This is a genomic window from Photobacterium sp. NCIMB 13483, from assembly GCF_003025475.1.
Classification (GTDB): domain Bacteria; phylum Pseudomonadota; class Gammaproteobacteria; order Enterobacterales; family Vibrionaceae; genus Photobacterium; species Photobacterium piscicola.
This window is the reverse complement of sequence record NZ_PYLV01000021.1, coordinates 17,099-34,065: the sequence shown is the minus strand read 5'-3', so window position 1 is coordinate 34,065 and position 16,967 is coordinate 17,099. Positions and strand designations below refer to the sequence as shown.

General features: G+C 41.1%; 12 protein-coding genes. 7 read left to right on the top strand and 5 right to left on the bottom strand.

Annotated elements, in window-relative coordinates; all coding sequences use genetic code 11:
- Positions 1-26 precede the first annotated feature (26 nt).
- The gene (csdA, locus tag C9I86_RS15120) at positions 27-1,247 is read left to right on the top strand and encodes a cysteine desulfurase CsdA (protein WP_080158976.1); all 1,221 of its coding nucleotides are present in this window, start codon (positions 27-29) and stop codon (positions 1,245-1,247) included.
- A 20-nt stretch (positions 1,248-1,267) separates the two neighbouring features.
- On the top strand, positions 1,268-1,705 hold the full coding sequence (gene csdE, locus C9I86_RS15115) for a cysteine desulfurase sulfur acceptor subunit CsdE (RefSeq protein WP_235865975.1): 438 nt from the start codon (positions 1,268-1,270) through the stop codon (positions 1,703-1,705).
- 100 nt (positions 1,706-1,805) lie between these two features.
- Here csdE and tcdA read toward each other — a convergent pair whose 3' ends face one another.
- Both tcdA and mltA read right to left on the bottom strand, forming a co-directional pair.
- On the bottom strand, positions 1,806-2,615 hold the full coding sequence (gene tcdA / locus C9I86_RS15110; RefSeq protein WP_080158975.1) for a tRNA cyclic N6-threonylcarbamoyladenosine(37) synthase TcdA: 810 nt from the start codon (positions 2,613-2,615) through the stop codon (positions 1,806-1,808).
- Between the two features lie 117 nt (positions 2,616-2,732).
- Positions 2,733-3,926 carry a murein transglycosylase A gene (gene mltA, locus C9I86_RS15105; protein WP_199190806.1) on the bottom strand — a complete coding sequence of 398 codons (1,194 nt, stop codon included), beginning with the start codon at positions 3,924-3,926 and terminating at the stop codon, positions 2,733-2,735.
- Between the two features lie 436 nt (positions 3,927-4,362).
- Between mltA and argA the strand changes: the two genes are divergently transcribed.
- The 5 genes from argA (at position 4,363) to C9I86_RS15090 (ending at position 7,405) form a co-directional block, all read left to right on the top strand.
- Positions 4,363-5,691 (top strand): amino-acid N-acetyltransferase, encoded by a 1,329-nt coding sequence (argA, locus tag C9I86_RS15100; RefSeq protein WP_107276836.1) that lies wholly within the window; start codon positions 4,363-4,365, stop codon positions 5,689-5,691.
- A gap of 131 nt (positions 5,692-5,822) precedes the next feature.
- Positions 5,823-5,978, top strand: coding sequence for a DUF5993 family protein (locus C9I86_RS20215; protein WP_162841611.1), 156 nt, complete (start codon positions 5,823-5,825; stop codon positions 5,976-5,978).
- A 9-nt stretch (positions 5,979-5,987) separates the two neighbouring features.
- Complete coding sequence (locus C9I86_RS15095) at positions 5,988-6,527, top strand: disulfide bond formation protein B (RefSeq protein ID WP_080158974.1); 540 nt, start codon at positions 5,988-5,990, stop codon at positions 6,525-6,527.
- A gap of 160 nt (positions 6,528-6,687) precedes the next feature.
- Positions 6,688-6,846 (top strand): DUF5993 family protein, encoded by a 159-nt coding sequence (locus C9I86_RS20400; protein ID WP_369925927.1) that lies wholly within the window; start codon positions 6,688-6,690, stop codon positions 6,844-6,846.
- Positions 6,847-6,853: 7 nt separating this feature from the next.
- On the top strand, positions 6,854-7,405 hold the full coding sequence (locus C9I86_RS15090; RefSeq protein WP_080158973.1) for a disulfide bond formation protein B: 552 nt from the start codon (positions 6,854-6,856) through the stop codon (positions 7,403-7,405).
- Positions 7,406-7,472: 67 nt separating this feature from the next.
- On the opposite strand, the gene recD is transcribed toward C9I86_RS15090, so the two are convergent.
- From recD to recC, 3 genes are all read right to left on the bottom strand, one after another.
- Positions 7,473-9,548 (bottom strand): exodeoxyribonuclease V subunit alpha, encoded by a 2,076-nt coding sequence (gene recD / locus C9I86_RS15085; protein WP_107276834.1) that lies wholly within the window; start codon positions 9,546-9,548, stop codon positions 7,473-7,475.
- On the bottom strand, positions 9,541-13,161 hold the full coding sequence (recB, locus tag C9I86_RS15080; protein WP_241956906.1) for an exodeoxyribonuclease V subunit beta: 3,621 nt from the start codon (positions 13,159-13,161) through the stop codon (positions 9,541-9,543). The genes recD and recB overlap by 8 nt, the downstream gene beginning before the upstream one ends.
- 285 nt (positions 13,162-13,446) lie before the next feature.
- Positions 13,447-16,908, bottom strand: coding sequence for an exodeoxyribonuclease V subunit gamma (gene recC, locus C9I86_RS15075; RefSeq protein WP_107276833.1), 3,462 nt, complete (start codon positions 16,906-16,908; stop codon positions 13,447-13,449).
- Between the last annotated feature and the right edge of the window lie 59 nt (positions 16,909-16,967).

Sequence of the window (16,967 nt, the reverse complement as noted above, 5' to 3'; positions counted from 1 at the left end):
TTCAAATTTCTGTAATGTGACTAGCTATGACCATACCATTCGATATCAAACAAATTCAAACCCAATTTCCAGCCTTGCAACATTCAGATGTCGCACCGCGAGCGGTTTATTTAGACAGCGCAGCCACGGCTCAAAAACCTGCGATTGTTATCGATACGCTAACTCATTATTACCGTGGTTATAATGCCAATGTCCATCGTGGTAGCCATAGCTTAACCGCCAATGCAACCTTCGCTTTTGAACAAGCACGTGCCACAGTGCAACACTTTATTGGTGCAGCCAGCCCAAAAGAAATCATCTGGACGCGTGGTGCAACTGAAGCTTTAAATCTTATTGCACAAACCTACGCTCGCACTCATTTACAAGCAGGAGATGAGATTTTAGTCAGTGAACTTGAACACCATGCCAATATCGTGCCTTGGCAAATGGTCGCAGAACAAACCGGCGCTAACGTCATTAAAATTCCAATGCGTCAGGATTGCACATTAGATATTGATGCTTATCTGCGTTTATTGTCGAATAAAACCAAAATTGTTGCTGTTGCTCATATCACGAATGTTACCGGTACTCGCAATCCAATTGAATCAATGATAGCAGCAGCTCACCAGTATGGTGCAGTAGTCGTTGTTGATGGAGCGCAAGGGATTGCACATGAACCTGTGGATGTGCAAGCACTTGATGCCGATTTCTATGTCTTCTCAGGGCACAAAATTTATGCGCCAGCAGGTATTGGAGCACTTTATGGTAAACAAGCACTACTTGAAGCGATGCCACCCTGGCATGGCGGTGGAAAAATGGTCGATAAAGTCTCATTTAATGGCACTAGCTATGCGGGTTTACCGGGGAAATTTGAAGCGGGTACCCCCAATGTTGCTGGTAGCTTAGCGCTTGCAGCAGCCATTGACTGGTTACAAAGTATTGACCGTCAAGGCGCAGAACAACACATTGCCGATTTACGTCAACAAGCCTTAGACGGTATTCAGGATATTGACGGGCTACGTATTATTGGCCTTCAGCCTCACGCAAGCTTATTTTCTTTTATTGTCGATGGGGTTCATCATCAAGATATAGCCACATTACTTGACCAACAGCATATTGCCCTGCGTGCTGGCCACCATTGTGCTCATCCAATGTTAGATGCGCTAGGCTTAACAGGAACATTACGAGTATCATTAGCCCTTTATAATGATCAACAAGATGTCGCGCGATTTATTGCAGCGCTACATAAAGCCTGTGATTTATTATAGTTACAGCCAAGGAAAACAACATGACCACCACTATGACGCTTCCTCAGCACCCTTTTGGCTCTGAGATCACCACCACTGATATTATTGCCCAAATGCAAATCGCAACGGGATGGGAAGATCGCTACCGTAACGTTATTCAACTTGGTAAGAAACTGCCACAACTGGATGACAGCTATAAGCAAGATCAACTTAAAATCAGCGGTTGTGAATCACAAGTGTGGTTACATCATCAAGTTGTTGATGAACACTATTACTTTATCGCTGATTCAGATGCACGTATTGTACGAGGCTTAATTACTTTAGTATTAGCCGCTTATGATGGTAAAACAGCGGCAGAAATTAACGCTTTTGATATCGATACCTACTTTGATAACTTAGGTCTAATTACCCACCTAAGCCCTTCACGCGGCAATGGTTTAAAAGCGATTGTCGAACAAATAAAACAACTTGCGCACTAATATTCCACCGGCTTAACGCCTCTTCTTGCCAGTTAGATACAAAAAAGCGGATTCCAATGATGATCCGCTTTTTTGTCTTTATTATCGTAGAGACGACATATTATTGACGATGTTTTTCAATCAATTTCTTAATAATATGCGCCACAGCAACAAAACCAAAACTTGCCGTTACAACAGTTGCAGCACCAAAACCACTGGCACAATCCATACGTTTAGGCCCTTCAGCCGTCGCTTTTATCGCACACACAGAACCATCAGCTTGGGGATATTTCAAATGCTCAGTGGAATAAACACAATCAATCCCAAATTTACGCTTAGCATTTTTAGTGAAGTTATGGTGGTGACGCAATGTTTCACGTAATTTTCTAGCCAATGGATCTTGAATCGTTTTAGTTAAATCAGTGACTTGAATTTGAGTAGGATCTGTTTGTCCACCAGCGCCACCAATGGTAATAACTTTAATTTTATTACTTTTACAATATGCCAATAATGCGGCTTTTGCTTTAAGGCTATCAATCGCATCCAATACATAATCAAATTCTTTTGATAAATACTGCGCTTGGTTTTCAGGACTAATAAAATCATCAATTAAATTAACTTTACAGTCTGGGTTAATTAATTGAATACGCGCGGCCATTACTTCAATTTTACTTTGACCAATAGTGCCAGTCAGCGCATGAATTTGACGATTGATATTAGTTACACAGACATCGTCCATATCAATTAAAGTTAGCTCACCAACACCAGATCGCGCTAACGCTTCTGCAGCCCATGAGCCAACACCACCAATACCAACCACACACACATGTGCAGCACGAAGGATTTCAACTTCACTGTTGCCATATAAACGACGAGTGCCGCCAAAACGTTGGTTATAACTATCGGATGCTGGGGTATCTAATTCACGCATACTGGTTCTACACTGCTTGAGGTGGATAAACAAAGAGTGCGTTTTTATACGCACTCTCAAAACAATTGTCCAGTCAGAGCAAAGAGATCACCGTGGCGATCTCTTTAACTATCGCTCTTATCTTGGCATTAACCACGGATCTTGAGTTGCTGTTCCTTTCAGACCTAAACGCCAAACACGACCAAAATGCTTATAGTGACCAGCATCAGTACCCGCTTTTGCCCCCATTCCATGATATAAATCCAAGTGATTTTTCTTCACAGCACCGCCAGTATCAAGTGCTAATAATAAGCGTAATACATGCTTACCTGTCCAGTTACCTTTTGCGTCTAGCTGTGGTACTTCTGCTAATAATACTGATCCCATAGGAATGTATTTACGATCAGCCGCAACAGCTGCATTGGCTAATAACGGAATACCTGCACTGCCTTTAACATCTAATGTTTTACGTGGGGAGAAAAAAACATAAGATGGATTTTGCTCTAATAGTTCACGTACTTCACTTTCACTATGGTTAGCGACCCAGTTTTGAATCGCTTGCAGTGACATCTTTGATTTAGGCACTTCACCACGGTCAATTAACACACGGCCAATACTGACGTAACGGTGGCCATTTTTACCTGCATAACCAAAATATTGCAGCTGGTTATTATCTTCAAAATGAACAAAACCGCTGCCTTGTACTTCCATCATAAATACATCAAGCATGGATTTACTGTAGCCCAGCACTAACCCTTTACCGGCTAGTGCACCATCATAGATTTGTTCACGTGAAGGACAGCGGCCTTTACACGTTGGCATTGCATAAATTGGGTAACGGAAAACACTGGTTGGTTTATGGCGTAATTCAATCACTGGCGAATAATAGCCCGTAAACATCACATTGCCTTCACCATTAGCACCACCCATTTGTGCGGCCTGAATGCCATATTTAGCTAATGTGCTTGGGTTACCACTATGCTTAGCCCAATTTTCTACTTGGTTATACAGTGGCTCAAATTTACGCGCCATTGACGATGAACGCGAAGTTACCATTTTAGCTTGTGGAGCAAACGTACTGTAATCATGTGCTTTAGTTGATTCAACCTGTGAAACTTTATTTAACACATGATCAAAATGCTGACCTAAATATTGATGTGCTAACGGATTACCAGCTGTCGCTAAGCTCGGTTTTTCCGTTGTTGTACTCTCTGGAGATGAACACCCCACCAAGCTAAAAAGAATCATTGCAACTGTTGCTTTACGTAACACGATAGATAAGCCTATAAAAGTTTTATAAAAATGTAAAAGTGATAACTCGCTTACTTTCATAAAAGCAGTAAACGGATGCCAATACTAACAAACACCATCTAAAAATAAGTAATTATTTAAAAGAATCTACAGACAAATGACATAACGCTATCAAAAGATCTAAGACTAAGAGTGGCGAACAAAAGTTCCATTGAAAGAATGAAATATACTGTAAGCGTTAAACTCCCGTCCAATAACATCGTAATTATCATCTAATAAATGCTTGTTCTTCATATAAATAAAATAGTGACTACGCTTTTAAAAATGCCCTTCACAACCAAACTACAACTCACATAATAAGCGATTACACATAAATCCCCGTAATAGCTGATATGAATATTTAAGCACAGAGAATGATTATTACTAATTTCGGAAAAATCACATTTAAATGCTGCGCAAACCACATAATTGATTTAATTTATTGGTTATAAATTAAACATTGATATGGATATCGCTTGTGAATACACGTAAGACCCCTTTAGTGAAAGGATTTCGTCAGTCAGCCCCTTACTTAAATGCCCACGTAGGAAAAACCATGGTGATCATGGTTGGGGGTGAAGCCATTGCTGATCCCAACTTTGCCAACATAGTTAACGATATAGCATTACTACACAGTTTAGGTATTCATATTGTAATGGTGTATGGCGCTCGACCACAAATAACCACCCTCTTAGAGCAGCAACATTATGATAGTCCTTATCACAAAGGGATCAGAATCACTGATGCACACAGTCTAGAGATAGCGAAACAGGCCGCTGGGCAACTTCAACTGGATATCACCGCTCGCTTTTCAATGGGTCTCAATAATACCCCGATGGCGGGATCTCAAATCAATGTTATCAGTGGTAACTTCATTATTGCGCAACCACTGGGAATCGATGACGGCATTGATTTTTGTCATAGTGGTAAAATACGCCGAATCAATAACAACGCCATAACCAGCCAATTAGAACAAGGATCGATTGTATTACTTGGCCCTATCGCCAGTTCGGTCACCGGTGAATGTTTTAACCTCACCTCAGAAGAAATTGCCACTCAGGTAGCGATTCGATTACGGGCTGATAAATTAATTGGCTTTTGTTCAGAGCAAGGGGTTATTGATAACAACAATGACATTATTTCAGAGTTATTACCGCATGACGCAGAACAGGTATTACAACAACTGATCGATCATGATGAACAACAATCAGGTACAGGTCGCTTTCTTCGAGGTGCAATTACTGCTTGTCATGCTGGCGTACCTCGCAGCCACTTATTGAGCTATAAACAAGATGGGGCACTCATTCAGGAACTGTTTTCACTTGACGGAATTGGCACTCAGATTGTGATGTCAAACGCAGAGAAAATACGTCGCGCTAACATTAATGATATTGGTGGAATTCTAGATTTGATTCAACCATTAGAAGCTGAAGGCATTTTAGTTCGCCGTTCTCGTGAACAACTAGAACGTGAAATTACCCTTTTTACCGTCATTGAACTTGATAATCTTATTATTGGTTGTGCCGCTCTTTACCCTTATCCTGATGAAAAAATGGCCGAAATGGCTTGTGTTGCGATTCATCCTGATTTTAGAGACGGTGACCGAGGCGTGTTATTACTCAATAAATTATGTCAACAAGCTCGCGATACTGGCATTGATAAAATATTTGTCCTTACCACCCGCAGTGTACATTGGTTTCGTGAACAAGGATTTTATGAATGCGACATCGAACAATTACCTGTAATAAAAAAAGATCTCTATAATTATCAACGTCGATCTAAAATACTCATAACAAATATAAATTAATAAACCTCAAATTTGTAACAAAGTGTTAATTCACTATTCAGTAATGTGTGGTAGTTTTAAAGTTGGTCACCTAAATGTAACAACAATAATTACTATACATAACATACAAAAGAAAGGTTAAATAATTTCTTATGATGAGTTTATTATTTCTACTTGTACTCGTTGCAATGCTCTGCGCGTTTACAGGAAAAAAAAGTGCCAGTTATATTATTTTCGCTATCACTGTTGTTTTGGGACTGTATTGGTTCCATCACCATGCAACAGATCCCTTGTCTATTTTACTTTAAGGGGGATGCATGAATAATAAAAATGTTGCACTACTCAATACGTTAGGCCTATTAGGAATCACCTTCGTTTTATTAATGGGATCTGTACTTCAAGTTGTACTCAATGAATTACCGTGTCCCCTATGTTTATTACAACGCTTAGGCTTCATGATGGTGATGTTTGGTTTTATGCTTAACGTCATTTATGGGCCCCAACAACGCCACTATGGCGTATTAATCATCGGCGCACTCTTTGGTGCTGCGACAGCATTACGTCAAGTGTCATTACACGTCATTCCAGGCACACCAGGATTTGGTAGTCCGATATTTGGTATTCATTATTATACTTGGGCATTTATTATCTTTTGTCTTACCATCGTAGGTGTTGCTGTATTACAGCTATTATGGAATAAAAGCTGGAATAACACTGATTATAAAATGAGTAGGTTTGGTAAGTTTGTATGCTTACTGGCTATTTTTGCTGTTGTCGTTAACGTGGCATCGACATTTATTGAATGTGGTCCTTACCAATGTCCAGATAACCCTGTTAGCTATTGGTTATTTAATTAACTAATATAAAAACACACTTACCAACGCCAGCTTATGTCTCAATATGCTGGCGTTTTTTATTATTTTATTTTTACTTTAAATATAAGTCTGTTACCAACAAATACGCATAAGGTATACTACAATAACTGTATTTTTATTCAAAAAAGGGCTATTAATATTCATGCTGTGTATTTTTGTGTTCTGTCTCATATTAATAACAATGTTAACTGCACTTAAAGGCAAAAGAAAACTGAGTTATGCCATGTTTGCACTAACATTCATTGCTGGCTCTATTTTGCTAAAGCATCACATTGTATACACTCTGCCGATCTCAATTTAAGTATTCTATGAACAATCAACTTATTAATCGACTCAATATTTTAGGTTTACTTGGGATCACCGCTATTCTTGCAATGGGCTCAATTATTCAATTAGTCTTTCATGAATTACCGTGCCCTTTATGTCTGTTACAACGCATAGGGTTTATGATGGTGATGTTTGGCTTTATGCTGAATATTCGTTTTGGTCCTCAACAGCCCCATTACGGTATTATTTTATTGGGTGCATTATTTGGTGCAATAGCAGCACTACGTCAAGTGTCACTCCACTTATTGCCAAATGATCCTGGCTATGGAAGCCCCTTACTCGGTATGCATTATTACACATGGGCTTTTGTTATTTTTGTTATGACAATTGTCGGGGTAGCCGTATTGTTATGTCTTTGGCGACAAGAAAAAAACACCGCCAATCACCGTATTAAGAATATCGGTAAATTAGCCTGTTATCTCGCAGTCATTGTCGTATTAATTAATATTGTCTCAACCTTCATTATGACCGGACCACATGTTACCCCAGCCGATCCTCATAGTTATTGGTTGTTGGATCAATTCAAAAAATAATGTCACGCTAAAAAATACAATGCCAGCATTAATACTGGCATTGTTCGCTCAAAGATAACCAATAACATTACACTAATAATTGTGCTAACCCACTGGCACGTTCAGTTCGAACTTGGACACTTTTAGTAATAATGTCCATTGGTGCGTACAGGTACAAACGCGACTTGGCACGGGTAATACCGGTATAAATTAATTCACGGGTTAAAATAGGTGTGTACTCCGCAGGTAACACCATTAACGTATCATCAAATTCCGATCCTTGTGATTTATGGATCGTCATCGCATACACCACTTCATGTTCAGGAATACGACTCGGTAAAATACCTCGAATAGTACCGTCAGGCATTTCAAAATAAACCCGTAATCGACGTCGTCCACTATCAGGATCTATTTCTGGCTCTAGCATCGTCATGCCAATGTCACCGTTGAATAATCCTAATGCGTGATCATTACGGGTGATCATAATCGGACGACCGACATACCATGTTTCATCATTAGGTGAAATTCGACCTCGATGGGTCAATTCTTTTTCAATCCGTTGATTTAAACCGACCACACCAAAGTCACCTTCACGTAAGGCACATAACAATCTGACATTCGCAAAGGCTTTTAATACTTCAGCGGGTGTTTTATCGCTTTTTATTGCATCAAGATAATCAAGATAAAACGTCACTACTTGATTAATCATAGCAACGTACGTTTCACCACCTAATGGATAATGGTGAATATCTTTAAACCCTTGTTGCCAAACTTTATTTACTAGTGCTGGTTTACCTTGATTTATCGCTTTAGCTAACTGACCAATACCAGATAATGCATGGAAACGGTAACTCTTTTGTAGCATGCACAAACAGTCTGTCACCACACTTAAACCAATATTATTTGAGTGTAGATCAAATCCTGTTAGCTGACTTAATAGCAATCCTTGCTGGGCACTGTAGCCTTGGGTTGAAAAAGAACAGATATCGCCTAACACTGCTCCCGCTTCAACAGAGGCTAATTGATCTCGGTCACCCAATAAAATTAATTTAGCCCCTTGTGGCATCGCGTCTAATAATCGCGCCATCATCGGTAAATCGACCATAGAAGCTTCATCAACAACCAGCACATCAAGGTGCAACGGGTTATCTTTATGATGCCTAAACTCAACCCGATTTGGGATCGAACCCAGTAAACGGTGTAATGTACTTGATTGAGTTGGGATTAAATCTTTAATCGCCTGTGGTACAGCCAATGATTTGATGGCCGAACCAATCGATTCCGTTAATCGGGCTGCGGCTTTACCTGTCGGTGCCACCAACATAATATTCGGTTTATGTTCACCATTAGCTTGCATCACTAACGCCGCCAATAATTTAGCTACAGTGGTAGTTTTACCTGTACCCGGCCCGCCAGAGATCACTGCAAACTGACGCGTTAATGCCATTGCTGCAGCCACTTTTTGCCAATTTAAGCAGCTCGTCGTTGGCACTAAACTGTCTAATGGCTGTAAATCTGTTATTTGCTGCGCTTGTTGTAATACGCTATCAATCGCCATCCAATCAAGCTGCAGTGGCTTGACAATATTCAAAAAATCACAGGTTAGTTGTTGGCGTTGCTGGCTATCAGTGACACCTTGCAAAGCGTGATATAAATGACCATAACTTGGCTGAAATAAATCATTTAACGCTTGATGCATCAGGCTCAGTTGTTGGCCTTGCCACTGCGTATCATCGCTTACTTGACCTTGATTAGTCGCCATTTCCACTATCCGTGTTGCAACCGTTTGTTCAAATTGCCAATAACGATTAAGGTATAAACGACCATGATCAAACACCAAAGGACTCGCTTGTAAGCCTTGTGATTGAACATTCGCTACCACATCAAATTGCGCTAATAATGACGCCCATTGGGTTAATTCAGGTAAGCCATCAACTAACGCTACCGATAATCGGCTGGATAAACCAAATAAGTGCTGCTCGCGCAATTGATCTAATTGAATACACACATGGCCTTTACCTAATTCATAACTCACTAACGCAGCCATTAGTGCCGCCAAATCCTGTTGCGATTGCGGACTGTGTAACGCCACAAATTTAGCAAACTGATAATCAAGCTGCCGTAATCCACCCTGTTGAGTGAGCTTTTGTAAACGCTTAAGCATGCGGTAGCGCTCCTTTCATCAATAAATCCAAATCATCAAGTAATTGTTCACTTGGGCGCGCATAAAAAACACCACTGTCACTCCCCGCCTGAATACCGCGTAAAAACAAGTAATACACCCCACCAAAATGGGTCTCATAGCTGTAATTAGGTATACGACTGCGCAGAAAACGTTGCAATGCCAACGCATAGATTTGATATTGCAAATCATAACGGTGTTCACGCATCGCGGTTTTCAATTGCTCACCTCGATACACTTGTGGATCATCACCTAAATAATTTGATTTCCAGTCTAAAACGTAATATTTACCTTGATGCTCAAACACTAAATCGATAAAACCTTTTAGCATCCCACTCACGGTTGCAAAGCCTAACTCTCCGGCTTTAGCTGATAGCGGATCATGTTTTGCAATGATCTTATTAAGTGCCACTGCTTGTAGAATCTCAATCGGCAATAAAAATTCCATTTCCGTTAATCGTTGCGACGCTGTTTTATCCGCCAACCGCAACGTATCACCATCAAGCGCACAAGTTAATACATCCTGAATTAACTGCTGCAACACAGGTAACCACGCTAATTCATAATTTTCTAGTTGCAGTAATTCGGTTAGTTTCGCGACCGTTTCAGGACAATCAACCGCAGCAGTAAAGTCAATTTCTTCAAACACAGTATGTAAAAAAGTACCGGGGCGCGCACCACGTGGAAAAGTATAAATAGAATATTGCGGCTCTAATTCTAACTCGCCATCATCACTCTCTTCGGTGACATTTTGCACCGAATCAATATCAAATCCAGGCAAATCTAAGCTACTATCATGGGCGGTTTGATGGCCTTGTTTGACTAAATTAGAATAACTGGTCATCCACCAATTACGTTCCAATGAGGTTGAAAATGGGCGTTTAATCAAGGCCTCAGTTACTTCATCTTGAGGTTGCCATTGAACATCAGCAAGCTGTGGCGGCTCAGCGACCGTAATTGCAATTTGGGCTTCACAGAGCTTAGCTAAGGCTAATTCAAGTGCTGCCACACCACCAGCTTGGCCATTCTGCACTAAATGCCCCATTGCCGAGCGATGCAACCCCGTTGGTTCTTTGGTGCTACGACCATTACGAATTGGTGCCATACCGACATAACACCCATAAACTGCACGGGTTAATGCCACATAAATTAGGCGTAGATCTTCAGCTAATCGTTCTTGATCAGCTTTTTCTATTGCTGGCGCTTGTTTCGCAATATCGAGTACCGTGATGTTATCCACTTCATCGTGATATTTAACTTCGCCTTTGCTATCAACTTCACGGTAACTGCACACAAACGGCATAAAGACTAAGTCGTATTCCAAACCTTTTGATTTGTGAATGGTAACAATCTGCACCAAATTACGTTCTGATTCTAACCGCATCACTTGATCATCAGCATTACCGTTTGGTTCTGCTACATGTTCAGCTAGCCAGCGCAATAGAGCATAATCACTGTCTAGCGTCTGACTTGCCTGTTGCAATAACTCACCAATATGCAGCAAATCAGTCAATTTACGTTCACCGCCATCTTCGGCTAATAAGCGCTCCGCAATTTGATTTTTCGCCATCACACTGCGCAACATTGGCATTACACCGCGTTTTTGCCACTGCTGACGATATTGCTTAAAACTATTAACCGCAATTTCCCATTCATTCTCATCATTATTGAGTTGATCGAGTTCAATCGCAGTACGTGCAAATAATCCTGAAGCCAATGCTGCACGTAATATACGATCATCTTCAGGGGTTAATACCGCTTGCAATAACCGTTGAATATCGGCTGCTTCTGAGGTTGAAAAAACACTATCACGGTTAGACAAATAAACACTGGCAATGCCTTGTTTGGATAATGCTTCACGCACTAAGTGCCCTTCAGTACCAGTACGTACTAATACCGCAATATTACCCGCAGCAATCGCATGTTGCTGTTCACCATCTAAAAAGTACGCTTGGTGCTGTTGTGATTGAGTCAGAATATGTTGAATTTGTGCCGCTGTAGCTGCGGCCATTGTCGCTTGATAATTACCTTTAGTTATTGGCTTACCGTCAGGGCTATCTTGTAACCAAAACGTCAATGCATGTTGTGCTTCACCATTTAACCACCAGCTACGTTGAGCCGCTTTAGGACTATGATCAACCGCTAAGAATTCAATATCTTGATCATAAATAAACGGACTATCTGGCTGTTGAAACACGCTATTAACCGCAGCAATCATATTGGCTGTCGAGCGCCAGTTAGTCGCTAATGTATAGTGATCAGTAACTTGGCGACGGGCTTGAATATACGTGAAAATATCGGCGCCACGAAAGGCATAAATTGCCTGCTTAGGATCACCGATCATAAACAAACCACATTCAGGATGATGGCGGTAAACATCACTAAAAATACCGTATTGCAATGGATCGGTATCTTGGAATTCATCAATCATCGCCACCGGATATTGGGCTCGAATTTTACTCGCGAGTAGATCATCAACATCATTATCAATTGCAGCGCCTAACTGCGTCAGCAAGTCATCAAATGATAACCACCCTTTACGCGCTTTAGCGTCAGCCAATAATTGACGACAATGCTCAATTGCATGGGCTAATAGTGGCTCACGCAAGTTAGCTGGATTATCTAACAGTTCAGCAATAACATTAAAAACCGCATGCTCAGGCGCATCACCTTTGGCCGTTTTTTCAATTAATGTCTGCTGATGGAAGCGAATCAAATTATCAGGCAGTTCATAACCAACAGTAGATTGCGCAGCCCATGCACTGACTTGCTCAATCCAATTGGGTAAACTTTTTTTGGTATAACTGCGTTTATTGATACCAGAATTAGCAATTAAAGCTTCAATATCTGCTTGATGCTGACGCCACAACGCTTTTACTTCATCAATCCGCACAATATTTTGCTGGTGTAATTGTTCTAACGATTCAGTCATCGCCACCACGGATAATCGCACTGGCGCACCAGTTAAACTATTGCCAATTTCTTTTAATAATTTAGTTGGTGCAGACCAAATTTCACGAACCTCATGCGCCAGAGGTGGCGGCAAGTGATAAAAATTACTACGCCAATAATCTGCAACCACCAACTTTTTTAATTGGCTTTCATCAGTCACAAATTCATTATTAAATCGACTGCCTGATTCAAACGCATTTTGAGTCAGCATTCGTTGACAAAAACCATGGATAGTATAAATCGCGGCTTCATCCATCTGCCGTTCGGCTTGTAAGAGTAGGGTTGCGGCTAATTTATGATCTGGATATTCATTTAATAACGGCGCAATAACAGGATCGTGGCTAACACCACGACTAAACGCTAACCGCGCATCATGAATACGGGCACGAATACGATCACGTAATTCTGCCGTCGCCGCTTCTGTGAAAGTTACCACCAAAATTTGATCTACGGTCAATTGCTGTTGATGACGCGTCGCCTCACTACCATGCGCTAACAATAACCGTAAATACAAACTTGCGATGGTAAAGGTCTTACCGGTGCCTGCTGATGCTTCGATCAAACGCGTACCATGCAATGGAAACGTCATTGGTTGCAGAATATTCGTTAGTACGTCATCCGTTGTTAGTACTTCAGTCGCCATTATGTTACTCATCCCATGGTTGCTATATGTAACAACAGCACTAGCCTGATAGTTTTCAATTTCAGTAATTTGGCTCGTTATTATGTGACCCAACACTTATAAGTAAATATTGGCACCTAATATTCTGTTGTGTTCCTATATTGTGAGAACTTACTCACGGTTTATACGACGGTGGTTAGTTAGTATCAGCGCCAGAAACTTGGTCACCTCTGGACCTGTGGCCGCACAGCGAACACCCTACAACTAACAATGATTTGCTGGCGGCCACACTACTTCACTACCGCATTATTCTGGCTTAATTTCTTTACTGTTCACCACCACAGCTTGTAACACCAATGCCGCTAATTGATTCGCTTCTTGTGCCACATCATCATTCCACTGCGGCCATACTCGCTGAATATAATCATCACTACCTTCCCCTGCAAACAAGTAACCATCGTTAAAACATTCAGCCATTTTTGTCAGGGCTTTTTGTTCGGTTTCTTCATCACTCTTCCAACTACCATCACGGCCAATATGGGCTTGTATGGCTACCATCGCAGTTTTAGGAAAATAGGCTAACGGTTGATTTAAACCTTGGTAATACAGTTCAATCAACTGCTGTAAATAAGCTAGCGCTTGTTGCGGTTCAATAATTTGTAATTCAAACTGCTTATCAGTACCAATGATATGGGTAACCTGTTGAGTTTCAGGCACCGATATAGCCAAACATAAATGATCAAGCCAAGCCGTTAGCAGATCTTGTGGGCGAATTTTGCCAGTACGGTAACGTAAAAGACCTGACTGATAACGCTGCTTGAGCCAGCCTTGTAAAACAACATTATGCTGAGCTACCGGCACCGTGATCGCCACTTCTTGATCCGCTAATGGTGCATGAATTAATGGCTCAATCACATCAGTTAAATTCGCCACCGCTTGGCGACTAGCCGCTAAATCAAGATCACCAAATGCCGCCACTGGTAAAGTACCCGCAGCCCGTTGTTCAGCGGCAAACTGATGATAAATGACATCAAGATCATCATTTTTTAACTTGGCATCTAATAATAATTCCAATAACTGATCGCGAATTAAATAGCTTTCCAACCCGTTAAGAACAAACGGCTCATCATCTTCTAATAACCCCATTGGCGCTTCAAAATACACTTTAAGACGACGGTTAAAGAAATAACGTACTGGTAAACGCCAAAAACGTTGTAATTCTGCTAACTCTAGAACTAAAACCTGATCATCAGCCATCGGTTCAGCAACTAACGCATCAAGTTGAAATGGCGCACTTGCTTGCCCATCACGGTTAGCCGCAGGTAACCATTCAATCGCAAAACTGGCGTGATCGCCAATAAACGCACTGGGGCTAAACGGCACTAACGGGTGATGTTGAATTAACTGTTGTTTGATATTGTTTGCAGAGACATCTACCGCTAACGGTTGATCGCCCGCGCAGCAATAGCCTTGCTGACAATACTCCACCAGCTCACTGACTAACACTGATGGTACTTTTGGGGCATTGTCTTGAATCGAACGTCCAACATAGCTGATATATAATGTTTGTTGAGCGGATAACAAGGCTTCTAAAAATAAGTAACGGTCATCATCTCGACGAGAACGATCTCCAGCCTTAGTGCGGCCATTCATAAGATCAAACCCTTCAGGAGCTATATTACGCGGGTAAGCCCCATCGTTCATTCCTAATAAACACACCACATTAAAAGGAATTGAGCGCATTGGCATCAGGGTACAGAAATTAACTTGTCCAGCTAAGAAACGTTGACTAACGCGCTCACCAGAGAGCTTATCTTGCAAGTATTGTGTCAATACCGCTGGCGTGATTTGCCCTTGATAACCCGCATCTTGCAATTGCTGATGCAACCGCTGCAAGTTATCGCGAATCGATTTTAAAATTAACTCACCTTCCAGCTCAACTACAAAAAAATCATCCAGTAGCTGATGTAATAACTCCGCCCATTGATTAACGGTTTGTGCTTGTGCCAACGCGTAACGATATTCAATTAAGCTATCGATGAATCCCGCTAATTGTCCTGCTAATTCAGCATCTAACCCTTGTACTTGTTCATAAGCAGAGATCCCTGCAAACAGCCCAGTATCATGTGGCATTGCATAACCTAACAGCATTCGCTGAATACCAAATAGCCATGTATTTTGCAGCTGTTCAGGTAAATCAAATTGACTGGCTGTGTGTTGATCAAGCCCCCATCGAATACCTGCTTCTTCAATCCATTGTTTGATTTTTTCAAAGCTAATACTATCAAAACCAAACTTTTCCATCACCGCTGGTACTTCTAACAGTTCTAATAATTCAGAGGCATGACAGCGGCTATCAGGTAAGGTAAGTAAACGTAAAAATGCCAATAAAATAGGATTTTCTTGCTCTGCCGTACGGTCAGAAATAGAGAAAGGAATGTAACGATTACCCGGCGCATTACCAAATACCGATTGAATTGCGGCACTGTAAGCATTGATATCAGCCACCATCACAATCACATCACGCGGCTTTAGGGTTGGATTGGCTTCAAACATCGCTAGCAATTTATCATGCAGTACTTCCACTTCACGCATTGGGCTATGACAAGCGTGAATGGTAATAGACTGATCATCAGTAGCAATCGGGAATTTGTGCTCGCTGGAATCGAGTTGGGTATCGTCTTGACGATCTTGAAGGTTTAAAATATCTGCTTGAATAGCATGTAACAACGTATTTGCTTCAATATCAACAAAACCTGCGTCGACTTCATTGACTTCCATTGCCGATAACAAATAAATATTATCTCGCCCAAGTTTCCCCATAGATGCTAATAAGCTATTACCAACAACATCATTGTGCATGTCATCGTCATAATTATTTTGATCGTTGTCTTTAAGCACTGACAATAACGCCTCAACATCATCAGCAGTGGCGAGGTTTTGTAGCTGTACTCGTTGTCTCGCAGCTAAACGTGCCAGATGTTTACGATCGCGAATATCACCCCAATAATATTTACACGGGTTAGTAAACATTAAATGAACATCAATATGTTCACCAATAGCAGCTAACGCATCGAGATAACGTGGTGGTAAGGAAGAAATACCAAACACAAACAATCGTTGCGGTAATCCCGCCGCCAGTAATGCCGCCTTACCTTCATTACCAGAATAATTGTTCAGCGTTTCAATAAAGTGATCGTACAAATTAGCACGATGATACGGTGATTGTTCTAAGGCTAAGGTTTGATCGTAAAGCGCTTGCCATAAGATCGGTTGCCACGGGTGCTCATCATTAAGCTCTGTGACGGTTTCGCCCGCTTCCCATTGCTGGATCCATTCGGGGCGATACACTAAATATTGGTCAAAAATATCAGCTATTTTTTCAGACAGTTGGTAACACTTTAGCGAGTCATTATCGTTTTCTAAATAACGCTGTAATGGTTCAAATTCAGGTTGATCAAATTGTTGTGGCAATACCTGCATTAATTTCCATGTCATCGCTTCTTTATTAAATGCACTTCGCTCGGGCACATCAGCCAAAACTTGAGTAAACATTTTCCAAATAAAAGTCGCAGGTAATGGAAATTCTATATTTGCCGCCACCCCAAACGAGGTCGCTAATTCCATTTTTAACCATTGTGACATACCTGGACTTTGTACCAGAATTTGCTCTTTTTCAAACGGATTCGCTAACGGCTGTAAGCGGATCAATTCAACGAGTAATGATTTAAGCAGATCAAGCTGATTTGAATGATAGACAGTGAACACGCAGATATTCCACAGCAGAAAAATAGATAACCAAATTGTCTACCATCACTGAGATACTG